Annotated in this window: 22 protein-coding genes and 1 pseudogene; 15 read left to right on the forward strand and 8 right to left on the reverse strand. The window is 58.7% G+C overall.

Features of this window, described 5'->3' with window-relative positions:
- Window positions 1–14 precede the first annotated feature (14 nt).
- The 4 genes from SLIT_RS11285 to SLIT_RS15345 all read left to right on the forward strand — a co-directional run bounded on the left by SLIT_RS11285 (window position 15) and on the right by SLIT_RS15345 (window position 6145).
- Window positions 15–1049: an inorganic phosphate transporter gene (locus SLIT_RS11285; protein ID WP_013030386.1), complete on the forward strand. Its 1035-nt coding sequence runs from the start codon at window positions 15–17 to the stop codon at window positions 1047–1049.
- Window positions 1050–1058: 9 nt separating this feature from the next.
- A complete protein-coding gene (locus SLIT_RS11290) occupies window positions 1059–1709 on the forward strand; it encodes a DUF47 domain-containing protein (RefSeq protein ID WP_013030387.1) in 651 nt (216 codons plus the stop codon).
- Between the two features lie 10 nt (window positions 1710–1719).
- Entirely contained in the window at window positions 1720–4362 is a 2643-nt protein-coding gene (mutS, locus tag SLIT_RS11295) for a DNA mismatch repair protein MutS (RefSeq protein ID WP_013030388.1), read from the forward strand.
- A 313-nt stretch (window positions 4363–4675) separates the two neighbouring features.
- Entirely contained in the window at window positions 4676–6145 is a 1470-nt protein-coding gene (locus SLIT_RS15345) for a hypothetical protein (RefSeq protein WP_150103000.1), read from the forward strand.
- Between the two features lie 8 nt (window positions 6146–6153).
- On the opposite strand, the gene SLIT_RS16220 is transcribed toward SLIT_RS15345, so the two are convergent.
- On the reverse strand, window positions 6154–6327 hold the full coding sequence (locus tag SLIT_RS16220) for a DUF3301 domain-containing protein (protein WP_223293859.1): 174 nt from the start codon (window positions 6325–6327) through the stop codon (window positions 6154–6156).
- On the opposite strand from SLIT_RS16220, the gene SLIT_RS15350 reads away from it, so the two are divergent.
- Window positions 6274–7164 (forward strand): CZB domain-containing protein, encoded by an 891-nt coding sequence (locus SLIT_RS15350; RefSeq protein WP_013030390.1) that lies wholly within the window; start codon window positions 6274–6276, stop codon window positions 7162–7164. The genes SLIT_RS16220 and SLIT_RS15350 overlap by 54 nt on opposite strands.
- 241 nt (window positions 7165–7405) lie before the next feature.
- Window positions 7406–8893 (forward strand): protein adenylyltransferase SelO, encoded by a 1488-nt coding sequence (locus SLIT_RS11310; RefSeq protein ID WP_013030391.1) that lies wholly within the window; start codon window positions 7406–7408, stop codon window positions 8891–8893.
- Between the two features lie 70 nt (window positions 8894–8963).
- On the opposite strand, the gene SLIT_RS11315 is transcribed toward SLIT_RS11310, so the two are convergent.
- Together SLIT_RS11315 and SLIT_RS11320 are read right to left on the reverse strand one after the other, a co-directional pair.
- Window positions 8964–9266, reverse strand: a complete 303-nt coding sequence (locus SLIT_RS11315) for a DUF3301 domain-containing protein (RefSeq protein WP_223293795.1) — start codon at window positions 9264–9266, stop codon at window positions 8964–8966.
- Window positions 9267–9321: 55 nt separating this feature from the next.
- Window positions 9322–9513, reverse strand: a complete 192-nt coding sequence (locus SLIT_RS11320) for a DUF1653 domain-containing protein (RefSeq protein ID WP_013030393.1) — start codon at window positions 9511–9513, stop codon at window positions 9322–9324.
- A gap of 125 nt (window positions 9514–9638) precedes the next feature.
- Here SLIT_RS11320 and SLIT_RS11325 point away from each other — a divergent pair, with 125 nt between their 5' ends.
- Together SLIT_RS11325 and SLIT_RS11330 are read left to right on the forward strand one after the other, a co-directional pair.
- Window positions 9639–10172, forward strand: coding sequence for a DUF1697 domain-containing protein (locus SLIT_RS11325; RefSeq protein WP_013030394.1), 534 nt, complete (start codon window positions 9639–9641; stop codon window positions 10170–10172).
- 374 nt (window positions 10173–10546) lie between these two features.
- Window positions 10547–10756, forward strand: coding sequence for a hypothetical protein (locus tag SLIT_RS11330; protein WP_013030395.1), 210 nt, complete (start codon window positions 10547–10549; stop codon window positions 10754–10756).
- Between the two features lie 219 nt (window positions 10757–10975).
- Here the strand turns inward: SLIT_RS11330 and SLIT_RS11335 are convergent, their stop codons facing one another.
- Entirely contained in the window at window positions 10976–12247 is a 1272-nt protein-coding gene (locus SLIT_RS11335; protein ID WP_013030396.1) for an HD domain-containing phosphohydrolase, read from the reverse strand.
- A gap of 398 nt (window positions 12248–12645) precedes the next feature.
- Between SLIT_RS11335 and SLIT_RS15355 the strand changes: the two genes are divergently transcribed.
- The 4 genes from SLIT_RS15355 (at window position 12646) to SLIT_RS11355 (ending at window position 16951) form a co-directional block, all read left to right on the forward strand.
- On the forward strand, window positions 12646–14718 hold the full coding sequence (locus tag SLIT_RS15355) for an EAL domain-containing protein (protein WP_013030397.1): 2073 nt from the start codon (window positions 12646–12648) through the stop codon (window positions 14716–14718).
- A gap of 52 nt (window positions 14719–14770) precedes the next feature.
- Window positions 14771–15364 carry a 2OG-Fe(II) oxygenase gene (locus SLIT_RS11345; protein WP_013030398.1) on the forward strand — a complete coding sequence of 198 codons (594 nt, stop codon included), beginning with the start codon at window positions 14771–14773 and terminating at the stop codon, window positions 15362–15364.
- Between the two features lie 148 nt (window positions 15365–15512).
- On the forward strand, window positions 15513–15995 hold the full coding sequence (locus SLIT_RS11350; protein ID WP_013030399.1) for a C-GCAxxG-C-C family protein: 483 nt from the start codon (window positions 15513–15515) through the stop codon (window positions 15993–15995).
- Window positions 15995–16951: a PDC sensor domain-containing protein gene (locus tag SLIT_RS11355; RefSeq protein WP_013030400.1), complete on the forward strand. Its 957-nt coding sequence runs from the start codon at window positions 15995–15997 to the stop codon at window positions 16949–16951. Before SLIT_RS11350 ends, SLIT_RS11355 begins: the two co-directional genes overlap by 1 nt.
- A gap of 159 nt (window positions 16952–17110) precedes the next feature.
- Here SLIT_RS11355 and SLIT_RS11360 read toward each other — a convergent pair whose 3' ends face one another.
- Window positions 17111–17593, reverse strand: coding sequence for a diguanylate cyclase domain-containing protein (locus SLIT_RS11360; protein WP_013030401.1), 483 nt, complete (start codon window positions 17591–17593; stop codon window positions 17111–17113).
- 451 nt (window positions 17594–18044) lie between these two features.
- On the opposite strand from SLIT_RS11360, the gene SLIT_RS11365 reads away from it, so the two are divergent.
- Window positions 18045–19223: an NAD(P)/FAD-dependent oxidoreductase gene (locus SLIT_RS11365; RefSeq protein ID WP_013030402.1), complete on the forward strand. Its 1179-nt coding sequence runs from the start codon at window positions 18045–18047 to the stop codon at window positions 19221–19223.
- A 58-nt stretch (window positions 19224–19281) separates the two neighbouring features.
- Here SLIT_RS11365 and SLIT_RS11370 read toward each other — a convergent pair whose 3' ends face one another.
- The 3 genes and pseudogenes from SLIT_RS11370 to SLIT_RS11380 form a co-directional block, all read right to left on the reverse strand.
- Window positions 19282–20001 (reverse strand): hypothetical protein, encoded by a 720-nt coding sequence (locus SLIT_RS11370; RefSeq protein ID WP_013030403.1) that lies wholly within the window; start codon window positions 19999–20001, stop codon window positions 19282–19284.
- 84 nt (window positions 20002–20085) lie between these two features.
- The gene (locus SLIT_RS11375) at window positions 20086–20805 is read right to left on the reverse strand and encodes a hypothetical protein (protein ID WP_013030404.1); all 720 of its coding nucleotides are present in this window, start codon (window positions 20803–20805) and stop codon (window positions 20086–20088) included.
- Window positions 20806–21080: 275 nt separating this feature from the next.
- Window positions 21081–22199, reverse strand: a pseudogene (locus SLIT_RS11380) (PilT/PilU family type 4a pilus ATPase); the annotation flags it as partial.
- A 162-nt stretch (window positions 22200–22361) separates the two neighbouring features.
- Here SLIT_RS11380 and SLIT_RS15360 point away from each other — a divergent pair.
- Window positions 22362–23276, forward strand: a complete 915-nt coding sequence (locus SLIT_RS15360; RefSeq protein WP_013030406.1) for an NAD-dependent glycerol-3-phosphate dehydrogenase domain protein — start codon at window positions 22362–22364, stop codon at window positions 23274–23276.
- A gap of 47 nt (window positions 23277–23323) precedes the next feature.
- A complete protein-coding gene (locus SLIT_RS11390) occupies window positions 23324–24397 on the forward strand; it encodes a glycosyltransferase family protein (protein ID WP_013030407.1) in 1074 nt (357 codons plus the stop codon).
- Window positions 24398–24427: the final 30 nt, after the last annotated feature.

The raw sequence follows: 24427 nt of genomic DNA on the forward strand, positions 1-24427 counted from the left end.
TTACGACGGCCCCCATGGATTCAACCATTCTCGTCCTCGCGATCTCGACCATCGCCATCGTGCTGATCTTCGAGTACACCAACGGATTCCATGACGCCGCCAACATCATCGCCACACTCATCGCCTCGCGCGCGATGACGCCGGTGCAGTCCGTGCTGCTGGTGGCCTTCTTCGAATTCCTCGGCCCCCTGCTCGGCGGCACTGCGGTAGCCGACACCATCGGCACATTCGTATCGCTGGGCGATATCGACCGCGTGCTTGCCCTGACCATCGTGCTGTGCGGCTTGATCGGCGCCATCGCGTGGAACCTGCTGACCTGGTGGTTCGGCATCCCCTCTTCTTCGTCACATGCACTCGTCGGCGGTCTGGCAGGCGTGGTCATGGTCGCCGCCGGATCGCACCATGTCGCCTGGGGCTTCAGCGACCTGCTGCACGGCCACCTGAGCGGTGTCGCCAAAGTGATCGCCGCGCTGATCCTGTCGCCCATCATCGGCTTCGGCATCGGTTACCTGTTGCACAAGATCATGCTGCGCCTGTTGCGCGGCGCACATCCTTCCATCAACCGCGACCTGCGCCATCTGCAATACGTGACCTCGGCCGGACTGGCCTTTTCGCACGGCGCCAACGACGGACAAAAGAGCATGGGCATCCTCACGCTCGTGCTGCTGCTGGGCGGCTTCATCCCCACCTTCGCCGTGCCGTTCTGGGTGATCGTCGCCTGCTCCCTGACCATCACGCTGGGCATCCTCTCCGGCGGCTGGCAGATCGTGCGCACACTGGGCTTTTCGATCTACAAGATCCGCCCCCTGCATGCACTGGATTCGCAGATGACCGCCGCCAGCGTGATCTTCAGTTCCTCGCTGTTCGGCGCCCCCGTCTCCACCACCCATGTGGTCGCATCCTCCATCATGGGCATCGGCGCTTCGGAACGCCCGAAGGCCGTGCGCTGGGGCAAGGCGACCGAGATCGCCACCACCTGGGTGATCACCATCCCCGGTGCGGCATTGATGTCGATTAGCTGCTATCTTGTCATCCGAGCATTCGTCTGAGAACAACAAATGACCAAAGCCAATCCAGCCTCCAAATTCCTGCTTGCACGCATCCTCGACCGGGTATTCCCCAAGGTGCCGGATTTCTTCCAGATGCTCACCGAGCAAACGCTCAAGGTCGCGCACACCGTCAACCTGCTGGTCGAATACATGGAACACAACGACCCGACGGTCGCCGAAGCGCTCAAGCAGAACGTGCACGAAGCCGACCTGATCAAGGTGCGCAACCTGCACGAACTCAATGATGCCTTCTCCACCCCGATCGACCGCGAGGATATCTACCGCGCCATCGTCGCGCTCGACGACATCGTGATGTACTGCAAGACCACCGTGCACGAGATGGACGTGCTCGCCGTCACCTCGGACCAGTTCATGCGCGACATCTCGCACTGCATCAAGGAAGGCGTCGATGCGCTGTCCAAAGGCTACGCCAAGCTCGGCACCTCCCCCGCCTCCGCTGCAGCGGACGCTGACGCAGCGCGCAAAGCCGAACGCCATGCCGAAAAAAAATACCGTTTTGCCCTGTCGACCCTGTTCGAGGGCAGCGACTACGTCAACATGTTCAAGCGCCGCGAGATCTACCGCCACCTGACCAATGCCGCCCATCACATGGCGCAATGCGCCAACACACTGCACGACATCGTGGTCAAGATAAGCTGAGTCTCGCCGCATGAACGCCCCGGAAAAATCCAGCCATACACCCATGATGCAGCAGTATCTCCGCATCAAGGCCGAACACAACGACAAACTGCTGTTCTACCGCATGGGCGATTTCTACGAGCTGTTCCATGACGACGCCGTGCGCGCGGCCAAGCTGCTCGACATCACGCTGACGCAGCGCGGCGCCTCCAACGGATCGCCGATCAAGATGGCGGGCGTGCCCTACCACGCCGCCGAGCAATATCTGGCACGGCTGGTGAAGATGGGCGAGTCTGTGGCGATATGCGAGCAGATCGGCGACCCCGCCACCAGCAAAGGCCCGGTCGAACGCAAGGTGGTGCGCATCGTCACCCCCGGCACTGTCACCGACTCAGCCCTGCTGGAAGAGAAGCGCGACAACCTGCTGCTGGCGCTACACCAGCGCAGCGGCAAGCTGGGCCTGGCCTGGCTGAACCTCGCCTCCGGCCAGTTCTTCGTGTGCGAGACCGCCACCGACAACCTCGCCGCCGAACTGGAACGCCTGCAGCCTTCCGAGATCCTGCACGCCGAAGATGCTGCCCTGCAAGCAAGTATTCATGCGGCTTTCAAGACATTGCCAGTCTGGCATTTCGACCTTGAAACGGCTCGCCGCGGCCTGTGCCAGCAATTCGCCACCATCGACCTCGCCGGTTTCGGCTGCGACGATTACACGGTTGGACTGGAAGCTGCGGGCGCATTGCTGGGCTACGCCAAGCTCACCCAGGGCCAGAGCATCAGCCATATCCGCAGCGTGCAGGTCTACAGCGCAGACCGTTATGTGCGCATGGACGCCGCCACCCGGCGCAATCTGGAGATCACCCAGACACTGCGCGGCGAGCCTGCGCCCACCCTGCTCTCGCTGCTCGACACCTGCGCCACCAACATGGGCAGCAGATTGCTGGCGAACTGGCTGCATCATCCGCTGCGCGACCGAAACGTGCTGGGAGCAAGGCTGGAAGCGGTCGAACAACTCTTACTCCCCTCGCCCTCAGGGAGAGGGGCTGGGGGTGAGGGAAGAAATGGTGAAGTACACACCGAGAGTTCCCTCACCCCAGCCCTCTCCCAAGGGGCGAGGGAGCTTTACCCCCAAGTCCACGACCAGCTCAAACCCAGCGTCGATGTAGAACGCATCACCGCACGCATCGCATTAAGATCGGCCCGTCCACGCGACCTGTCCGGCCTGCGCGACACGCTGCTCACCTTGCCGCAACTGCACGCCGCGCTGGCGCGGTGCGATGCCGCGCTCATCCAGCAGCTGGCCGACGCCCTGGTTGCCGATCACACATTGGTTGAGTTGCTTCAGAAAACCATCAAACCCGAACCCTCTTCCGTGTTGCGCGAAGGCTCCGTCATCGCCGACGGCTTCGACCCCGAACTGGACGAACTACGTGGCATCCAGACCAACTGCGGCGATTTCCTGATGGAGCTGGAACTGCGCGAACGCGCCCGCACCGGCATCGACAAGCTGAAGGTGGAATACAACCGCGTGCACGGCTTCTACATCGAGGTGAGCTTCGCCAATGCAGACAAGGTGCCGGACGACTATCGCCGCCGCCAGACGCTGAAGAACGTCGAGCGCTACATCACGCCGGAATTGAAAGCCTTCGAGGACAAGGCGCTCTCTGCCAACGACCGCGCCCTGGCGCGCGAGAAATTCCTCTACGAACAACTGCTCGACCAACTCGCGCCGTTCATCCCGCAACTGCAGCGCATCGCTGCCGCCATCGCCGAACTGGACGTGCTTGCCACATTCGCCGAGCGCGCTGCCACGCTGAATTTCAGCGCGCCGCAGTTCGCCGACGACGCGCAGATCAACATCGTCAAAGGCCGGCATCCGGTGGTGGAAGCACAGGTAGACCAGTTCACGCCCAACGACACCACGCTCAACGACGCGCGCCGCACTCTGCTCATCACCGGCCCCAACATGGGCGGTAAATCCACTTACATGCGCCAGGTCGCCATCATCGCGCTGCTCGCGCATGTCGGCTGCTTCGTGCCCGCACAGGAAGCCGTGCTCGGCGAGATCGACCAGATCTTCACCCGCATCGGCGCATCGGACGACTTAGCCTCGGGACGCTCCACCTTCATGGTCGAGATGACCGAGGCCGCCAACATCCTGCACAACGCCACCGACAAGAGCCTGGTGCTGGTAGACGAGATCGGCCGCGGCACCAGCACCTTCGACGGTTTGGCTTTGGCCTACGCCATCGCCCGCCACCTGCTGGAACTCAACCGCAGCTACACCCTGTTCGCCACCCACTATTTCGAACTCACGCGCCTAGCCGAGGAATTCAAACAACTCGCCAACGTCCACCTCGCCGCCATCGAACACCAGCACAGCATCGTCTTCCTGCACTCTGTCAACGAAGGCGCCGCCAGCCAAAGCTACGGCCTGCAAGTCGCCGCACTCGCAGGCGTGCCGAACAGCGTCATCCGCTCTGCAAAAAAACAACTGGTGAAACTGGAACAGAACAGTGCCGCGCAAAACCCGCAGGGCGACCTGTTCACCGCCGCACCCGAAGCACCGGAGCCGGAAGAACATCCGCTGCTGTCGGCGCTACGCGATTTGCAGCCGGATGAGATGAGTCCGAAGGAAGCGTTGGAGAGGATTTATCAGTTGAAAAAGATGGTGTAGCAAAGCATCCCAAAAGAATTCAACTCCGGTAACATTGACCCCGCTGCTCCACCCGGGCACCCCTATGCAATGTGTTAATTCATTCTTGGGCATCTGTTTTGTTCCCGTCACTTCGACGGCGAGCATATTCGGGTTCAAAGATTTCATCTCTGCACTTGCCTTACTCATTATCATCTACACGATATCCGATGTGCGATATCGGTTCCGCATAGCGGTCTCACCCACACCGCTATACAAGATCAGCTATTGGCTCATCGCACTAATTGGATTTGGTACATTGCTAACCGACATTTGGATTAGCGAGAAATGGCTCGTGCCAAACATCCTCATCAGCGCTGCGATCTGGCAAGGGATATTGGCTGCACTATTTCTCGGACTGGTTATCACATGGATGCACTACGCGTTCATCAAACCAACGATCTTCGGGCGCAATAACTACTACCAGTATGCACAAGAACTTTATCGTATTGTGTTGAAAGGATCGGAGACAGAACTTCCAATCATCGCTCACGAACTCGCGTATTCTGCTGAATCACTGGTCACTTTCGCTGCAGGATTGAACAAGGCTAAAACTGAGGCAAAAGATAAGCTGAAACCATGCGCTGAAGGTTACGCAAACGATATGTTGTTACTTATCGCCAATCGAAAGCTCTGTAGACATATTGTGGCCTCATCTCCTATTACGGCTATCCGATTCCTCGATGCTGTCGCCGAATCAAAGGCATTCCACGTTCCCATTGGCTTATTTGCTAAGAACGTATCTACCGAAGCGATTCAAAACAAAGACTCCAGTTTGTACCATGAGGACGATGGATATAACTCGGGGCTGCTTGGTTACATCAAACCACTTAGTCAAGCTCTTTATGGGAACTACAAACTGGTGGAAGCCCTTCAGAATCATTCCCCGCTCGATATCGATTACAAATCAGTTTGGGCTTGGAACGCTGATCAATTCGAGGCTTATTGTCGCGCTGTGCAGATGACACTCAAGAACTATTTGGATGATGGACATTGGGGTCAACATTCCTACGTCTTGACTGGAGCTCTGGGCAATATTCACGAAACCTGCAATCGCGCTATCTGGGATATCAAAAAGTCTGACGACGACTACGTTGGCGATGCATGGCATCGCCTCGATGCTGGCGTGGATTTCATAAAGAACAGCATAAATGCGATTGACCAACTGAAGCCTCAGCCGGAGGCGCGTACCTTGCGGATTCACCATCGAGAACGCAATCGACTTATGAATGAGGACTTCTACGACAGGCTCGCCGAGGCCATGTTTAAAATCATACATTCTGCGGCTTTAATCGACGGACCGTCAGACAAGGCATGGAGTATCCATCACAATTCCGTATGGGGTGATTTTTTCGGGCTCAGCAATGAAGGGCGAGCTTGGAAAATCGTTCAATTCAAGCTGCGCCGGCTGCTCTATGATGAAATACAGAGCATCGAATCTTCGCCAAACTACAAAAATGCACGCTTGCTGGGCATTTGTTTGAACGTCATGGGCCTGAAGATGGGAAAACGCTCAGGCTACGGTCGAGATTGTGCAGCCCTTAAAGCGGTAATACTGGCATTGACGCAGAGAAACTATCTGCACTTGCGACAAGTAAACACAGAGATTGCAGATGCCTGCCTAATTGGAGGCATTACTTTCGATGCTGATCAATCACGGCTGGTCAAGACCTACGCAAAAGGGCTGCGACCAGAACCGGACAGAGAGTACTTACTACTTCAGCAACCGGCGGAGCTAAAAGGGTCAGCTTCGCATTTCCTTTAGCCAGCCCCTCACTCCACAACCTGATACGGCTCCATAGCCACCCTTTCAACCCGCTCGCCGAGCATGACCACTTTCCCTTCCTGCCTACTGTCACCCGTTTCGCTGAATTCAAAACGATAGACGCCTTCATGGCCGATATTCCGGTTATGCTCTTGGTCAAGCCAACCACGGAAGGTGAAAATATGATCGACTTATTTTCCGAACAATGGATGACCGCCCTGAAGAATGCATGGAACTCAGCTCCCCAGGTCTACGAGCCCTTGCAGAAGGCATTGTTTTCTTCCCGAGTCGGGTACGGTTTCATTGGGGAACCCCAGCCGCGGGGTGTACTCGTCATTGAAGACGGAATGGCGACTTCGACGCTTTCCGGTATCAACAGCGGCGAGGTCGATTGGGATCTGCGCGCAACAGAAGACAACTGGAAGAGCTGGATCGAGAATGGTTTCTCGCTTTACAACCTGGGCATTGCATTCGCCACCCATCAGTTGCAGTTCCAAAAAGGCGATTACGCCCAGATGCTGAAGAACCCGCTGCTGAGCCGGCCCTTCGTAAGGCACTTTGAACTGTTCGAGAACATTCAGACCTATCAGACCAACTCGGGACTCCTGTACCGGCTAGGGCTGAAAAAGAAGAAGGGTGTGATCGAATCGGATAACTCCGGCCAGCGCTCCGGATTGGATCTGTTGGAAGCGATTCAGGCTCATATCAAATGGAAAGCGCGTTTCCAGAATGCTATCACTGGCGAATCGAAGGAGGTTTTCAATCCCGGAGATGTCTATGTTGATACGGCATGCGAGCTGGGTAAATGGATCCATAGCCCTTTTTCCGAGATCTTCCACGACCAACCTCATTTTGAAAACCTCAAGAACACCCACGCCGAGTTTCACAAGCACGCTGGCGACATCGTAATCAAGATTCAAAGCGGTTCGAGGGAAAGTCTGGATCAGTCGATAGACGAGTTCAATCGCATTTCTCGCAGTTTGATTCGTGATCTGCATGAGCTAGCCAAGTTCATGTAGGCTGTGCCATCCGCTGAGAGGCCATTAGGGTCAGCTTCGCATTTGATTTTCAGTAGAACAATCAGGAGCAGACCACAACTCCCCGCGCCACCCCTCCAACCTCTCATCCAAACACCCCTACTACCCGTACCCATTTTTATTGCCTGAGCTCAGGCGTAGGATGTTTTCCACGGAGGGCATCAGCCCTGCCGTCCTTGGCGATGCATGCGCATCGCGCCCTATTCCATTACAGGCTGACACCATGTCCACCATAGATAAACAGACCGGTTTGCGTCTGGATAACCAGTTCGCCCGAGAGGTGCAATGCATGTATGTGCGCTGGCAACCCGAGCCAGCGCCTGCGCCGCGCTGGCTGCAATTCAACGATGCACTTGCACAAGAGCTGGGGCTGGATGCGCAGGCATTGCGCAGTGATGCTGGGCTTGCGGTGTTTTCCGGGCAGCGCATCCCCGAGGGGGCAGAGCCGGTGGCGCAGGCTTATGCCGGTCACCAGTTCGGGCATTACTCGCCGCGTTTGGGTGATGGGCGTGCGTTGTTGCTGGGCGAGATCGTCAATGCCTCCAGACACCGCTTCGATCTTGCGCTGAAGGGTTCCGGCCCCACGCCTTTTGCACGCAATGGTGATGGCAAGGCGGCGGTGGGGCCGGTGCTGCGCGAGTTCCTGATCGCCGAAGCGATGCATGCGCTGGGTGTGCCGACGACGCGGGTGCTGGCGGCGGTGGCGACGGGCGAATCGGTGCGCCGCGAAAGGGCCTTGCCCGGTGCGGTACTCGCGCGTGTGGCTGCCAGCCATCTGCGCGTGGGCAGTTTTGAATATGCGGCGCGCGCCGAGGATGCCGCGTTGCTGGGCCGCCTCGCCGAGCATGCCATCACGCGCCATGCGCCGCACTTGCAGGGCCAGCCGCAGCGCCATCTCGGCTTGCTGGAGCAGGTGGTGGAACGCCAGGCACAGTTGATCGCGCAATGGATGGGGTTGGGTTTCATCCACGGGGTGATGAACACCGACAACATGACCATCTCCGGCCAGACCATCGACTACGGGCCTTGCGCGTTCATGGAGCATTTCGATCCCGAGGAGGTGTTCAGTTCGATCGACCACGATGGGCGCTATGCCTGGGCCAACCAGCCTGCCATCGCGCACTGGAACCTTTCGCGTCTGGCCGAGACGCTGTTGACGCTGATCGACACCGATGCGGATCGCGCAGGCGCGCTGGCGATGGCGGCCATCGGGAAGTTTGAGAAGCAGTTGTCTGCGCACTGGTCGGCGTTGCTGCGCAGCAAGGTGGGGCTGCCGGATGGTGGCGAAGCGGCAGACCTCCTCGCCACCGAATTCATGCATCTGTTGCAACGCTATGAGGTGGACTTCACGCTGGGCTGGCGTCGGCTGGGCGATGCTGCCGCTGGCAACGAAGCGCCGCTGCGCGCATTGTTCGGTGCGCATGCTGCCGCGCTGGAAGATTGGTTTGCACGCTGGCGGGCGATGTTCGGCACCGTGCCGGGGGCCGAGCGCGCACAGGCAATGGCGAAGGTGAACCCCATGGTCATTCCGCGCAACCATCTGGTCGAGCAGGCGTTGGCGGCGGCTTCTGACTACGACGACCTTGCTCCGTTCGAGCGCCTGCTGGACGCGGTGCGCCGACCGTTCGAGCCGCGCGATGACGATGATATCTACATCCAGCCCGCGTCGCGCGAAGAGACGGCGAGCTACCGCACGTTCTGCGGGACCTGAGGGTTGACTGTAGAATCGCCACCGCCGTCCCGACACCATGTGAGGTAGCTCCCCATTGCCTTGCGCGCCCTCACTCCAATATCTGATACGGCTCCATGGCAACCCTTTCAACCCGGTCGCCAAGCATCACCACCTTCCCCTCCCTCCGGCTATCGCCTGTTTCGCTGAATTCGAAGCGATAGGTGCGACGCAATACCCGACGACCGTTCGCATCGCGCGCCAGCGCCAAGTGGCTGCTGGCAACGGTATCGTCCAGAAATTGAACGTCCATCCTGTTGCAGGCTCGCCTGCCGGCTTCGCGTGCAAGCTCGAGGATGCGTATGCTGTGCAGCCAGAACCAGCCTCCCAGTCCCAATACTGTCAGTAGCAACAAGCTCGCAAAGTCCACCGTGAGTCCCGATATGAAATGTCGATCGAGAGGCCGCAGTTCAGCCCAGTGGGGCGAAGCGCGGTACGGTCTGCCCCTGGTGTTGCACTGTCTCGAAGAAGGCAGTCTTGGGGCGCGTCCAGATCATGCCTTCTTCAGACTTGTAGACCATCATGAAGATGTTCGGGTCGGCCTCCAGCTTCGCCTCGCAGACGATCTCGTAGATGCCGCCCTTGTAGTGCCGGTATTTCATTCAATCTTCTCCTCGCGCTGCAACTGCACCGATTCTGGCACAACTCCCGAATCAAAGGATCAGGCTCGAATCGATTTTCGATAAACTATGCTCCTGACCATTACCGGTTCCCGATCTGGCAACCCATGACCACACTCATCGCCCTGCTGCGCGGCATCAATGTCGGCGGCAACAACAAGTTGCCGATGAAGGAGCTGTCTGCTCTGCTGACGGAGATGGGATTGTGCGATGTGCAAACGTACATACAGAGCGGCAATGTGGTGTTCGGTTGCGACCTGAAGAACAAGGCAACGCTGGCGGCAAAGATCAGCGCGGCGATCAAGGCACAGCATGGCTTTGCGCCGCACATCCTGCTGCTGGATGCGGCGGAGTTGAAAAAGGCGATGGCGGGCAATCCTTACCCGGAAGCCGAGTCCGAACCCAAATCGCTGCACCTGTTCTTTCTGGATGAGGTACCGCAGCAGCCTGACCTGAAGTCACTGGAAGCCATCAAGACCCCCAGCGAACGCTTCAAGCTGGCGGGCAAGGTGTTCTATCTGCACGCCCCGGATGGCGTCGGCAACTCCAAACTTGCAGCGCGAGCCGAAAGACTGCTTGGCGTGGCAGCCAGTGCGCGCAACTGGAACACGGTGTGCAAACTGGCGGAGATGGCTGCCTGAGCTTTCCTATCTGGCCTGGTATTAAAGGGGAAAACATCTCATCAGCTCCGCCAACGGATGCTCTGCACGACCAGAACGTGACACACCAGCTTGCCCGGAATGCCCGTCAATAGGCGATCTTCAGGCTATCGCCTGACGCAGCCTCCCCCAGGCCAAAGCCTGAAAAAGAAACCGGTTCGGGTATTTTTGTCTTGCCGCGTCATCCGCCATCGCCCCGAAAACGTTATTGGAAGTGCATTTGGCCGATCCTGGTCAGATGCGGCTACTGGTTCGGCCAGCGGTGAAATACCGGATATTGCTTATGTATTTCATCTGCCCGTTCCGCTAGTATGCAATCGGGGTGTGGTTTTGCTGCCCCAGCAAGGAGGTGTGTCATGGCTACCATTGTGCTGGATATGGATGGATGCGATATCGCACATGAGCAACTGATGCTTGAAGAGTATGGCGAGGAAGTGATGAGTGCGGGATGGATTCCGCCGCGTACGCTGAAGGGCGAAAACGAGGTTGCACTCGCTATCGCCCCGGTGGAGCCGGCCGATACCGGCGAGTTCTTCCTGTCCACTGCCTTCCCGCAATGCCCGTGAACAGGCATTCTATAGACTGCTAGCTGTTCAGCACCGCCTGGGCAGCTGGAGTATCTGTTTCAACGAACCTCGATCGACGAGGCCGGGTTCGAGTCACTTTCGATAAAACACGGCCTTGGTCAATTCCATCCTTTCTCCCGAAAGCCGATGAACACTCTCATCGTCCTGCTGCACAGCAGCGATACCCAGCCTGCAGCAAACCGCCGGAACTGCATTTGCTCAATCAGCACTGACTCCCTGCAGGACAGGTGCCATCTGCACTTCCCCTTTGCGGATCGCGGCTTGCCAGCAGGCATGCAGATCCAGGTCGACCTTGCCGACCACATCGGCATCCAGTTTGCCTTTGGCGACCTGTTCCTTGAGGATGACCAGGATCTGTTCCGGCGGCAGCGGTTCGCGGTAAGGGCGGCGCTGCGCCAATGCCTGGAACACGTCGGCGACTTCGATGATGCGTGCTTCCAGCGACAGCCCGTCCTTGTCGAGATGGTAGGGATAGCCGCTGCCATCCACTCGCTCATGGTGATGCGCCGCCCATAGCGAGACTTGTTCCAGCCCGGTGATGTTCTTGAGGATGTTGTAGGTGTCGAAGCTGTGGCGGCGCATTAGGCCGATCTCCGCTTCGGTGAGCCTGCCCGGCTTTTCCAGCAACTCGTCGGGGATGCGCAGCTTGCCGATGTCGTGCAACAGGCCTGCCAGTTCGAGCATCTCGCAGTTGGTCTCCGCCAAGCCGAACAGTTCGCCCAGATGGCGCGACAGATTGGCCACGCCATCCGAATGCTCCCGGGTGAAGGCGCTTTTGGCATCGACGATGCGCGAGAACACGCTGACCAGGCTGCGCAACTCCTCGAAGCTCATGCGCTGCGCGTGGGTCTCGCTCAGCCAGGTCGAGACATAGCCGTTGATGTTGTTGGCCTCAAGCGAGAACCAGAAGGCTTCGGAATACGATATTTCCATGAACGCATCGACCAGTTCCGGGCAGAACCATTCGTCGCGCCTGTCGGCGATGGTCTGGCGGATGGATTCCTTGCCCAGCAGGATGTCGGTATCGTTGACGAGATATTTGAGGGTGAGGATGTCGACGCGGTCCACCATGTAGATGCAGTTGGCATTGAGTTTGACCTCGAGCGGCAGGTCCATCGACTTGAGCTCGTGCCAGTGGGTGTGATGGTGCCGCACGATGGGAGCGAAGCGTTGCAGCATGGGCGACGAGCTCATCAATGCTGCTCCCAGATGGCAATGCTCACTCTCCTCTTCCCATTGCAACTGGGCCAGCTTGGCATGCACCGCAGTCTTGGAAACGCCGCTGTCGTGCAGGATGGCTGCCTGGAACAGTTCGTCGAGTTGCGTCTTGTTCCAACACAGATGCTTGCCGCACTCCGCAGCCATGTAGGCGACGCGCTTGCCGTGATGGATGTGGGTCACACCGACCAGATCGAGCGCATCGGACAGGGAGTAGATCGCCTCATGCAGGTTGATGAGATAGTCGGACACAGAGCCTCCGCTCCGTCATTGAACGCTTGCAGTATACCCCTTGCCACGTGCCCCGGCGCTGTGCCGGTTCGAGTACTGGCACGCTTCGGTACAGTTATTGCGGCTGGCGCCATATCCTTTCACGCCAGTTTCGGAGCATCGAACCATTGAATTCGACTGACCGAAGACTAGGGGAAAACACTAGGATAAAAGCACCGTTGTCGCAGTGAAAAATGCTGGCAATGTTCGCTTGGCAACATATAGAATGCCGCCACCGGAATCTGCAATCAAACCAATAGCCGGAAAAAGATCCCTCAAGGAGGAAGTAAAATTTTCTGCCGCCCTGACACGCTTGCATCCTTCTTGGACCAGGCATCGTTTCCACATGTCTTCATAAGCTTGCAGCATTGCCGGCGCGGATGAGCCACGACGATTTCAAATCGCTGCTGGAAGTCAGGAACGAGGCCGAACTTCGGCAGCGGGCACAGGAAGTTGTGGTTGGTTTTGGCTTCGATTATTTCCTGTATGCCACCGGCCTCAAGATGGAGAACAGCACCACCAGCTTCACCAAAGTCATCACCACTTACCCAGCCGCATGGATCGAAAAGTATGTCAGCGCAGGCTATGCCTCGATCGACCCGGCGGTGCGTCACAGCATGGAGCGGCGCACGCCTTATATCTGGAGCGCCGAGGCATTCGAAAGCGCAGGAGCAGGACTCATGTTCGAGGATGCTCGACATCACGGCATCGTATCGGGCATGTCGGTGCCTTTGTTCGATAGCGCCAGCAACAGTATCGGCGGCATGGGACTGGCCTGCCGCAGCGAGACTTGCCGCGGGCTGGAGGATATCGGGCGCGTCGTCCTGTTCGCCCTGTATTTCCAGGAAGCCTATTCCCGCATCGCCGTGCCTTTTCTGCATGACGAGGATGGTGTGTTGTCGCGCCAGGAAGGCGCATGCCTGGGCTGGATCTCCGACGGCCTGGACGTGGCGCAGATCGCGCAAAGACTGGCCTTGCCCGAGGCGGAAGTGCAGCAGTTGCTGGAGCAGGTGTTGCACAAGCTGGATGCCAGTTCGCTGCCGCAGGCCGTGGCACACGCTTTCGCCGGCGGCTTGTTGACCTGCTTCCCCGGCCACCCGGTGCGGCCCGTGGCGGACGAAGAGGCCTCGCTTGCCGCTTCGCCGCACTATTGGGCGCTGCGCGAGATCGAACGGGAGATCGCGGAAGCACAAGCGCAACAATACGGTTTCGCCGTCGCTGTGCTGGATCTGGATCACTTCCGGCGCGTCAACAATGCGCTGGGACATAACGCCGGCAATGTCCTGCTGGCCGAGGTCGCCGAACGCCTGCGTTACAACCTGCCGCCGCATGCCCACATGACCGGACTTGAAGGCGACGGTTTCCTGCTGTTGTTGCCCGAGCTTGCCAGCGAGCAGGTAGCCAATCATCTGCTCGCCTGTCTGCGCTCCCCGATCACCGTGCTGGATCGCCAGTTCACGATCACCGCCAGCATGGGCGTGGTGCGCTATCCCCAGGATGGCGAATCGGCAGAGGCATTGCTGCGTTGCGCGGAGATTTCGCTGTACCGCGCCAAGGAGCACGGTCGCGACCGGGTGGAGTTCTTCGCGCCCGAGATGAGCCACAAGGCAGAACGCACGGCGACGCTGGAAGTGGAACTGCGCGCCGCCCTTGGACGCGACGAACTGACTCTGTACTACCAGCCGCTGGTGGACAGCCATTCGGGACAGATCCGCGGCCTGGAGGCCCTTTCGCGCTGGCACAGTCCGCTGCTGGGCACGGTTCCTCCGGATCAGTTCATTCCCGTGGCCGAGCAATCCGACCTTATCCGCATCCTGGACGAATGGGTGTTCCTCAAGGCCTGCCGCCAGCTCAAGGTCTGGCGCGAGCAGTTATGCCCCGACCTGTTCATGGCAGTGAACGTTTGCCCCTCCCGCTTCCTGAATGCAGGCGTCGTCGAGCACACCATCGCCACGCTGCGTGCCCAGGAATTGCCGCCGGAATGCCTTGAGATCGAGATCACCGAACGCATGTTGATGGACAGCGATCCCATCGTGCGCGAGCGGCTGACCGAACTGCGCAACCACGGTGTGCGGATATCCATCGACGACTTCGGCACCGGGCACTCTTCGCTGTCCTATCTCAGCCGCTTGCCGGTGGACGTGCTGAAGATCGACCGCTCTTTTGTGCAGAATGTGACCTCCAGCAGCGAACAATCCGTGCTGGTGGAAGCCATCGTGGCGATGGCTGGCAAACTTGGGTTGCATGTGGTGGCCGAAGGCGTCGAACAGGAAAGCGAAAAGCGTTTCCTGATGTCATGCGGGTGCGACCTGCTGCAGGGCTATCTGATCGGACACCCGGAACCGCCGGAAAACATCGCACAGCTGTTGCAGGTACAATCGCTGCACCCTCACACCGGGATGTCCGACCCGGACTTCAAAGGCCAGCTACGCATCAACCTCGGCGTGACCTGAGCCCGCCAATCGGCACCGGAGCACCACTGTATCAGTGCTAGACTCGAACACCATGGACATCGTAAAGATCGCCGACGCGCTTGAACGCAAGGGCTACATCATTCTCGACAGGCCGCTGCCGGATGAACTGCTGGCCGGACTGCTCGCGCGCTGCAACGACGACGATCCCGCGCGCTTCCGTGCCGCACAGGTGGGACGCGGTGCGGCGAAACAGCGCATCGATTCGATACGCGGCGATGTCATCGATTGGCTGGATGCCTCCAACAGCTCCGATCAAGCCTATCTGGCCCGCATGGAAGAGTTGCGCCTGGGGCTGAATGCAGCGCTATTCATGGGTTTGTTCGATTACGAGTGCCACTACGCGATCTACGGCGAGGGTGACGGTTACGCAAAACATTCCGATGTGCTGCAAGGCAGGAAGAACCGCATCCTGACCACCGTGCTGTACCTGAACGAAGACTGGCAAGCCGGCAATGGCGGCGAGCTGCTCATCTACGATCCGTCCGGAGACACGGCCATCGAGAAGGTCCAGCCGACCTTCGGCACGATGGCCATCTTCCTGAGCGAGCAGTTCCCGCATGAGGTTCTCGTTTCGCATGCCACCCGGCGCAGCATCGCCGGCTGGTTCCGCGTCAGCGGCAGTTGATGGAACGCCCTTCGGCGAACTACATATTTCCTTAATCTTGCCGCCGTAGCATATCCCGGCACCAACGATCCCCGAAACCCTCCATTGCGGATCGAACCTCCCAGACGTATCATAATATTAGTGCTTACTAATATTAAGGAGCCTCATCATGGACACCGAACAAAAGTGCGCGCTTGGCGAACAGGCCTACGCGAAGGCCCTCCAGTACGAACTTGATTACGGCTGTTGCCCGCAATGCGTACTGGCGACCGTACAGGAGACCATTGGCATCGTCGACGACCAGACGGTGAAGGCGAGTCACGGGCTCTCGGGTGGCGGCGGGCTGCTAGGCGAGGGTGTCTGCGGCGCACTCACCGGCGGTCTGATGGCACTGAGCGCAAAATATGGGCGCGACCGCGACAAGCTGGATAGCGGACGCCATATCAACAATTTCAGGAAGGCGAAGGAGCTCACCGAACGTTTCCGCCAGGAATTCGGCGGCGTCACCTGCCAGCAATTGCAGCAGCAGTTCACGGGCCGCACCTACGACATGTGGAATGCCGACGAATACAAGGCATTCGACGAGGCGCGTGGCCAGCAGTGTGCCCATGCCACCGGAACGGTGACGAAGTGGGTCGTCGAGATGTTGTGATGCCCGCCGCGAAAGAGACATTGCAGCAAAGCATCGCGCAGCAGCGCAGCGAACTTCTGCAAGTCATGCAGGAGCCGCTGCAGCGACTGGCGGAACGTTGCCATCCGGTCTGGACCGATCGCACGAGACTTGACCAGATGCTGGTCGATGGCTTGCAGACGCTACCCTTCGGCAGAGCGCTGTATGCGGTGGATACCGGCGGGATACAGGTCAGCAGCAATGTCGGCGCTGATGGCCTGGCACCCGCATCCTTTGGTCGCGACAGGTCGAAGCGGCCTTACCTGAACGTAGTCTTGCCGGTCTCCGGCACGCTGCTTTCGGAAGCCTATATCAGCCTGATCGGACGGCGCCCTTCGCTCACCGCCGTGCAGGTGGTACGCGACCGGGCGGGTATTGTGCTCGGCTTCATCGGCACCGATTTCGATCTGCGCGACCTGCCGCTGACGCACAAGCTGTACGACGAGCCGGCGGTCTGGCGCCAGCTCAAGGGCGACCCTTCCATCCGCGACACGGTGTTTCACCAGCACAGGGTGGAAAGCGCGATGGACCAGCACATCGATACCGTGCTGGGAGTGCTCGAGGAATTGATGGTCTACCACGGCGTCTACCATGTGATGCTGCACTTCTCCAGCAGCCGCGCCGTGCTCTGGGTGATGGACGATCCCTATCGTTACCGCCTGCTCGATATCGATGCGCTGAACGACCCCGATATCTGCCTCGCCTATCCCGTGACGACCTATCCAAAGGATGCGCTGGTGCCGCGCGACCGGATACGCGCGGTGCTGGAACTGTTCCGCCAGCTGCGTTTCATGGACGAGATGTTCTACCTGCGCTCGGGCACGCTGAACCTGTTCAACGGCATCGTCGGTCTCACGTTCTCGTGCGACGGCTCGCATTACATCCCCCACGACGAGTTCCTGAGTGCGGGCTACGATTTCTGGGTCGACAATAAATGAGCGGCCGAATCCGAATTATCGGACTGGGTTGAAGCCCATCAACGGCAACCAGGTCTGGCTGTGCGAATCAGCCGGGAAGATCGGACAAAAATACCCGACCGGACAGGATATGCCCGAGCCGAGTATTGTCGATTTGAAATTATTCCGCTTTTGGAATTGCTATTCGCTGGCCGGCAACGATATTTCGTTGCTGGCCAGGGTGATGTGATTCATCTTGAGATAAGCAAGAAACTCCTGGGCAGTGACATTTTCACCCAGTTGAGCCGCATCGTTGGGCAACAGGAAGATCGAGATGTCACGCTCCACGATCTGCAGTCCGCTCTGTGACGCTGTTTCGATGATGTATCTGATCTTGTCGACAAGCTTCTCGGCAGGGGCAAAAGGCACCAGTATCCAGAAGTCACCTCCATCGCGCGCCACCAGGTCGCTCTTGCGGAAAGCCTTGCGCAAAGAGTGCGAAACCTCATCAAGCTTTTGCGCAGCTTTTTGCGCCCCGTATGTCTCGCCGAGGATCTTTGGAGATTCGTAATTGATATGGGCCAGGCCAAACTGCAGCCCGCCGGCATGGCGCTTGGTAACAGCCAGCAGCCATTCCAGCGTAAAGAGGAATTTATCGTGCGCCTCCAAGTCTTCATGTGACATAAGTCCCCCGCTTTGAATTATCGATCAACCTGCAAAATCACTGCGCCAATTGGCACAACATGATCGACCTGGAATGTATTTCCGGAAAATCGGCTGCTCCGGTCAATCTTTATGCTTTTAATAATTCTGGGCGTCAACGCCAATCCGACAGCGCACTGACCATCCTCCTGCGGTCACCATACCATAAAGCGAATATCCATCCAATCGGATGGTGACTGCTGCGCGCGAGTTCAAACATTCCAAAGCGGCCGAATTTCGAATTCGATCGGGGGCGTGCCGTCTATGTCATTGTTGGGAGGGACTTTCTCGACGTATACGCCAACTCCCTGTTTACGGCGTAAGATATCGTAGTCATGTTGGGTGATTCACCCCACGTTACTTTAATGCAGCAGGCTATGGATACCGTTCCGGCATAACGTTATCGCAAGCCTGACAATTGAAAGGAGCGGACATGAAACACTCCAAATATCTCATCGTCGGCGGCGGGATGACTGCCGACTCTGCCATCCGCAGCATCCGCAAGATCGACAACAGCGGCACCATCACCATGTTCAGCGATGAACATGACCCGCCCTATGACCGCCCCCCCCTGTCCAAGTCGTTATGGAAAGAGACTCCGTTCGATTCGATCTGGCACAGCCTCAACGGCCTGAACATCGACCTGCATCTGGGCAGGAAAGTGGTGGCGCTGGATGCGGGGGAAAAGATCGTGACCGACGACGCCGGCAACGACCATACCTATGAAAAGCTGTTGCTGGCCACGGGCGGTTCGGTGCGGCGGCTGCAGGATGCCGACGATTGCGTGATCTATTTCAGGACTGCAGCCGACTACCGCAGATTGCGTTCGCTGAGTGAGCACGGGTCGGACTTCGTGGTGATCGGCGGCGGTTTCATCGGTTCGGAAGTGGCTGCTGCACTCGCCATGAACGGCAAGCGGGTCGCAATGATCTTTCCGTCGAATGCGCTCGGGTCGCGCATCTATCCACGGCCGCTCGCCGAATTCCTGAATTCGTACTACCGGGAAAAAGGGGTGACGCTGGTGGCGAACGAGACGGTCAGGTCCGTGCGCAAGGCCGGGGACAAGATGGTCGTCACGACCGGCAAAGGACTGGAAATCCATGCCGACGGCGTCGTGGCCGGATTGGGCATCCAGCCCAACACCGAGCTGGCAGAACGGGCCGGCCTCAAGGTGAGCAACGGCATCGTGGTGGACGAATTGCTGCGCACCAGCGATCACGACATCTATGCCGCAGGCGACGTGGCGAATTTCTACAGTGCCGCACTGGACCATCGCATGCGGGTCGAACACGAGGACAACGCCAACGTCATGGGCGAGATGGCGGGCAGGAATATGACCGGGCAAACCGACATCTACAGCCATCAGCCTTTCTTCTATTCCGACCTGTTCGAGCTGGGCTACGAAGCGGTGGGAGAACTGGACGCCAGCCTGGACATCGTCGAGGACTGGCAGGAGCCGTTTCGCAAGGGGGTGGTCTACTATCTGCGCGATGGCCGGGTGCGCGGCGTGCTGCTCTGGAACACCTGGGGACAGGTCGAGGCTGCCGCACTGCTGATCGCGGAAAAAGCGCAGCACTCACGGTCGTCACTGTCAGGGCGGATAAGCGATTAGGGTTGTGTTTGAAGTGCAGTCTGGCTCAAATCGTCGGGCCAGACCGCATGGACCAGGATCAAACGTCGCCAGCCATCTTTCCGGTAGCGGCGATGCTGGCGATCTTGTTGAGCGCGCCGGACAAGTCTTTCACCTTGGCTTCCAGCGCCGCCAGTTCTTTGGCTCTGGAATCTTGTTCGGCTGACTTGCTCATCAACTCGGTCATCCTGGCCTGATCCTGCTTGAGGGTTTCCCTGAGCTGTTCGATCGTTCTCATGTATTCGAGCGACTTCTTCTGCTCCTCTTCAAGCTGGGCGTTCTTCTTCATGAGCTGGTTCTCTTCCACCGCATCGAGCCGGTTCAACTTGGCTTCCAGCGCGGCTGTCTTCTTGACCACCTCGGCAAAATTGGTCTGCTCCTGCTTGAGGCTCACCTTGAGTTGCTCGTTCAGTTTTATCTGTTCCTGCGTCTTCTTTTTTTCCTCTTCCAGCTGAGCGGCCAACCGGGTCAGATCTTTCACTTGTGCCAGCGACTCTTCTTTCGCCTTGGCCTCCAGCTCGGACGCTTTCTTGACGATCTCGGAAGTCTTTACCTGTTCCTGCTTGAGGCTTTCCCGAAGCTGCACGATCGTTTTCAGCAGATCGAGCGACTTGCTCTTCTCTTCCTCCAGCAGGGCCTCCTTCTTCGCCAATTCGGACGCAGTGCTCTGATCGGCAAGATTGCCTTGCTGGGTATCGATCGTTGCTTCGTCTTTATAAGCCGGGATTTTTACTGTTTTTTCCATGGCGTCGGTCTTCATAGATTCGGTGTTCCAGCACTAGGCAATGAGTCTGTTGATTTATGCGAATGTTGTTCCAAATTCACGCCAGGGGCAAGTCCCCGGCTACTTGCCTGGCAGGCCGGCAGGCTGTGCCGGTTGCGGGGCATTTGCGGGCGGCTCGGTTGCCGGATTATCCAGTTGTATCGGCGCAGCAAGAGAAGGAACAACGCCTGCCGGGCTGCTGGCCGCAGACTGTGCTGCCGGCTGTATGACACGCGGAGCCGCCACAGCCTGGGTTGTCGGCTGCGTGGTTGGCAACGGCTTATGCATCAAAGGTTTGACTGGCGGATTCCTGGTTGCGGTTGCCGCAGTCGGCGCCGACTGCGGCTTGATCGCCATCTGCCCGCCGCCTTTCAGTGTGCCAACTGGCGGCGGCGCAATCCCGTCGACTGCAGGCTTATCGGGTTCGCTTTGCGGGATCGTGGCCGGCACCTCCTCCTTTGCGGCAGCTGCGGGAGAGGGTGCAGCGTCCCCGCTTTGCAGGTCGGGTGAGTTCAACCGTTCATTTACGCTGTCAGACGACAGGGAATCTGCACTCTGCTGGATATCGGTCGGATGAAGCACTCGCCACCCTTGCCAGGCAGCCGCAGTCGCGGCCACGATCGCCAGCAGCCACAAGGCGCGGTGGAGTTTGTCGTGCTTGCGGATGATGCGCACCTTGGCCCTGCCGAAGATCGTATGGGTGATCTGCGCCTCGCCGATCTCCGTCCACACGCTCGGATGCGGGCTTGGCCCCAGTAACGGGCGGTCTGGAATATCGAGCTGGCTGTTCTCGTGACTCATTGTTCTGCTCCCTGATATTGCAGATCGATTGCCGCATGATAACAAGGAATCGCCAAGCCACACTACTCCAGCGAAAGCTCTATCTTGTCCAGCACGACAGGCTGGTGTGGCTTGGCAGCCTGAGCCTCATCCTGCTGCAATTTTTCCTGCTGTTGTTTGGCAAGTTGCGCTGCCTCGAACTGGCGCTTGCGCTCTTCCTGCGCGGCCAGCTCTTTCTTCCGTTCCTCTTCCAGTTCTTCCGATGTCTTGTGCACGTGCAGCGAAAGCTCGATGCCCGATGCGTCGCCCGGTTCGCCGCGCTTGCTCTTGAGCTTGATGTTCAGGCGCAGTTCGTTGGCGGAGTCGGCATTGCGAATGGCCTCTTCGTAGGAAATATGGCCGTCGTTGTACAGTTCGAACAACGACCAGTCGAAGGTGCGCATGCCGAGCTCGCGCGATTTTTCCATGATGCCTTTTATCTCGTGGAACTCGCCCTTGAATATCTTGTCGGCGATGATCGGCGTGTTGAGCAGGATCTCGATGGCAGGCTTGCGTCCCTTGCCGTCCGGCGTGCGGATCAGGCGCTGCGAGATGAGCGCGCGCATGTTGGCGGAAAGGTCCATCAGCAACTGGTTGCGGCGCTCTTCGGGGAAGAAGTTGATGATACGATCTATGGTCTGGTTGGTGCTGTTGGCATGCAGCGTGCCCAGGCACAGGTGGCCGGTCTCGGCAAAGGCGATGGCGTGTTCCATGGTCTCGGCATCGCGGATCTCGCCGATCAGGATAACGTCCGGTGCCTGGCGCAGGGTGTTCTTCAATGCATGGTGCCAGCTGTGCGTATCCACGCCGACCTCTCGGTGGGTGACCAGCGATTGCTTGGACTTGTGCACGTATTCCACCGGGTCCTCGACGGTGATGATGTGCCCCTTCGAGGTGCTGTTGCGGTGGTCAATCATCGCGGCCAGTGAGGTGGACTTGCCGGAGCCGGTGCCGCCGACCACCAGCACCAGCCCGCGCTTGTGCATGATGATCTCCTTCAGGATCTCGGGCAAGCCGAGCTTCTCGAAGGTGGGGATCTCGGCGGCAATGGTGCGGATGACCATGCCGACGTTCTGCTGCTGCACGAATACGTTGACGCGGAAACGCGAGACGCCGGGAACGGAGATGGCGAAATTGCATTCCATCTCCTTCTCGAACTCGGCCCGCTGGGTCTCGTTCATCAGTGCATGCGCCAGTTGGCGCGTGATCGCGCCATTGAGCTTCTGCGAGGTCATCGGCGTCATCTCGCCGTGCGACTTCATGCTGGGCGGGAAGTCGTTGGAGATGAACAGGTCGGAGCCGCCCGCCTTGCTCATGGCAGTGAGCAGCTTGATGATGTATTCGTATGCTTGCTGGTCGGTAAGGCCTGATGACATCGCATTCCCTCGTTACGGTTGGTTCGAAAAATAGTGGCGCATTCTAGCAGCAAGCTGCGGGAGAAAATTGATCCGGCCTGAATGGATGGCTGTAACAAGGCCGGCGTTTCCGGACTGCGTGTTTTTAGGATATTGTCCGCCTGTTCGAACAAGGGGCTGATTATGAAGAAACGCGTATTGATCCTGGGGTACGGCAAGATGGGACACGCCATGGAAAGCCTGCTGGCCGGTCGGCACGATGTCCGTGTCTGGAACCTGGGTACCGTGATCAAGGGCAGCCATACGACACTGGAAGAAGAGGTCGCCGAAGCGCAGGTGATCCTGTTTTGCCTGCCGGTGAATCCGCATCACGAGATCGCCAGCCGCATCGAGCCCCATCTCGCCAGGGGCAGCCTGTGCCTGACCATCGCCAAGGGACTGGACGAATCCGGGCGCACCGCGGCGCAGATCTTCGAGCGTGTGCTCACGGACGGACATCACTACGGCGTGTTGTACGGCCCGATGATCTCGGCGGAGATATTGACAGGACGCCATGCTTTCGCCGATGTGGTGCTATCCGAAGCTGCGGATTTCGACGTGATACAGAGCCTGTTCCATGGCAGCAAGCTGGTTTGCCAGCAGGCCTCGGACATGCACGGCAGGAGCTGGTCGGTGATCCTGAAAAACGTGTATGCGATCATGTTCGGGGTGGCGGACGAACTGAAGCTGGGCAACAACATGCGCGGCCACCTGATGGTCGCCGCGATCGCCGAGCTGTCGGGTATCGTGCAATCGTTCGGCGGGCAGGCACATACGCCCTACAGCTACGCCGGACTGGGCGATCTGCTGACCACGGGCACCAGCGAGGATTCGCATCACCACGCACTCGGCCGTCAACTGGTGCGCGGCGAATGGTCGGACATCTCCGGCGAAGGCGTGCACACCCTGCAGATGGTGGAGAAGTTCCACCCATTCGAATGGCGTGCCTTCCCGCTGTTCGCGCTGGCGCACGATATCGTCACCGCACCGGCGACACTGCGGCAGCGTGTAGAGGATTATCTGAAGCAGCTGCGGGAAACCGAGAGCTGTGCGATATGAGCATTGCATGTCGGATCGGTCGCCCTGCCTACTTTTATTATTGAGTGATGCCCCATCTCGTCGTCTCCATCTCCGGCCACGGTTTCGGCCATGTCGCGCAGACCGCCCCCATATTGAACCTGTTGCATGAACGCATGCCGCAGCTGCGATTGACGGTTCGTTCCAACGTGCCGGCCTCACATCTGCGGTCGCGCATCAAGGCGCCGTTCGACCTGCTGCCCAGCGAAGGTGATATTGGCATGTTGATGTCTTCTGCACTGGATGTGCGCATCGAGGAGAGCTGCGTGGCATATCGTACCTTCCACGCAGACTGGGACGCACGCGTCGCCGAAGAAGCACGCCTGCTGCGCGGGCTAGGCGCGGACATGGTGTTCTCCAACGTGGGCTACCTGACGCTGGCAGGGGCACAGCGGGCAGATATCGCGAATGCGGCACTGTGTTCGCTGAATTGGTCAGATATCTATCGCCACTATTGCGGCGATGATGCGATCGCTGCGCAGATACATTCCAGCTACGCCAATGCCGATGTCTTTTTTCGCGCCACGCCGGGAATGGAAATGGGCGATCTGCACAATCTCATGCCGGTTGCGCCCATCGCGGTCACGGGCAATGAACGGCGCGACGAACTGAACCGGGTGTTGCATTTATCGAAAGAAGAGAAGCTGGTGCTGGTGAGCATGGGCGGCATCGCCAGCCGCCTGCCCGTCGAGCATTGGCCTCGCATCGACGGCGTGCGCTGGGTGGTGCAGAACAGCTGGCGGGCAGCGCATCCCGATGCCATCGTGCTCGAGTCGCTGCCATTCAGTTTTGGCGATCTGCTCGCCAGTTGCGATGCGCTGCTGTGCAAACCGGGTTACGGCAGTTTCGCGGAGGCCGCCTGCAACGGCACACCGGTGCTGTTCGTGACACGGGAAGGCTGGCCGGAAGCGCCCGCACTGGTTGCGTGGCTGCAACAGCATGGCGTTTGCCGCGAAGTGTCGCGCGACCGGATGGAAAGCGGAAATATCGCTGATGAACTGCAGGCACTTTGGGACACATCTCCAGTCGTGCCGCCGTTGCCGGATGGTGCGTCGCAGGTCGCGGACTGGCTTGCGCACCGGCTCTCACTTCCGGGTGATTGATTTTGACCGGGCTGCAAGGCAGGATGTCAC

The organism is Sideroxydans lithotrophicus ES-1, from assembly GCF_000025705.1.
Lineage (GTDB): Bacteria > Pseudomonadota > Gammaproteobacteria > Burkholderiales > Gallionellaceae > Sideroxyarcus > Sideroxyarcus lithotrophicus.

Bases quoted from the DNA above. Each gene is read 5' to 3' on its own strand.
- SLIT_RS11350 (WP_013030399.1), top strand. From the start codon at position 15,513: ATGGACACCGAACAAAAGTGCGCGCTTGGCGAACAGGCCTACGCGAAG.
- SLIT_RS11325 (WP_013030394.1), top strand. From the start codon at position 9,639: ATGACCACACTCATCGCCCTGCTGCGCGGCATCAATGTCGGCGGCAAC.
- SLIT_RS11360 (WP_013030401.1), bottom strand. From the start codon at position 17,593: ATGTCACATGAAGACTTGGAGGCGCACGATAAATTCCTCTTTACGCTG.
- SLIT_RS11310 (WP_013030391.1), top strand. From the start codon at position 7,406: ATGTCCACCATAGATAAACAGACCGGTTTGCGTCTGGATAACCAGTTC.
- SLIT_RS11290 (WP_013030387.1), top strand. From the start codon at position 1,059: ATGACCAAAGCCAATCCAGCCTCCAAATTCCTGCTTGCACGCATCCTC.
- mutS (WP_013030388.1), top strand. From the start codon at position 1,720: ATGAACGCCCCGGAAAAATCCAGCCATACACCCATGATGCAGCAGTAT.
- SLIT_RS11375 (WP_013030404.1), bottom strand. From the start codon at position 20,805: ATGAGTCACGAGAACAGCCAGCTCGATATTCCAGACCGCCCGTTACTG.
- SLIT_RS11365 (WP_013030402.1), top strand. From the start codon at position 18,045: ATGAAACACTCCAAATATCTCATCGTCGGCGGCGGGATGACTGCCGAC.
- SLIT_RS11390 (WP_013030407.1), top strand. From the start codon at position 23,324: ATGCCCCATCTCGTCGTCTCCATCTCCGGCCACGGTTTCGGCCATGTC.
- SLIT_RS15350 (WP_013030390.1), top strand. From the start codon at position 6,274: ATGGCCGATATTCCGGTTATGCTCTTGGTCAAGCCAACCACGGAAGGT.
- SLIT_RS11330 (WP_013030395.1), top strand. From the start codon at position 10,547: ATGGCTACCATTGTGCTGGATATGGATGGATGCGATATCGCACATGAG.
- SLIT_RS11355 (WP_013030400.1), top strand. From the start codon at position 15,995: ATGCCCGCCGCGAAAGAGACATTGCAGCAAAGCATCGCGCAGCAGCGC.
- SLIT_RS15360 (WP_013030406.1), top strand. From the start codon at position 22,362: ATGAAGAAACGCGTATTGATCCTGGGGTACGGCAAGATGGGACACGCC.
- SLIT_RS11320 (WP_013030393.1), bottom strand. From the start codon at position 9,513: ATGAAATACCGGCACTACAAGGGCGGCATCTACGAGATCGTCTGCGAG.
- SLIT_RS15355 (WP_013030397.1), top strand. From the start codon at position 12,646: ATGAGCCACGACGATTTCAAATCGCTGCTGGAAGTCAGGAACGAGGCC.
- SLIT_RS11285 (WP_013030386.1), top strand. From the start codon at position 15: ATGGATTCAACCATTCTCGTCCTCGCGATCTCGACCATCGCCATCGTG.
- SLIT_RS11345 (WP_013030398.1), top strand. From the start codon at position 14,771: ATGGACATCGTAAAGATCGCCGACGCGCTTGAACGCAAGGGCTACATC.
- SLIT_RS11370 (WP_013030403.1), bottom strand. From the start codon at position 20,001: ATGAAGACCGACGCCATGGAAAAAACAGTAAAAATCCCGGCTTATAAA.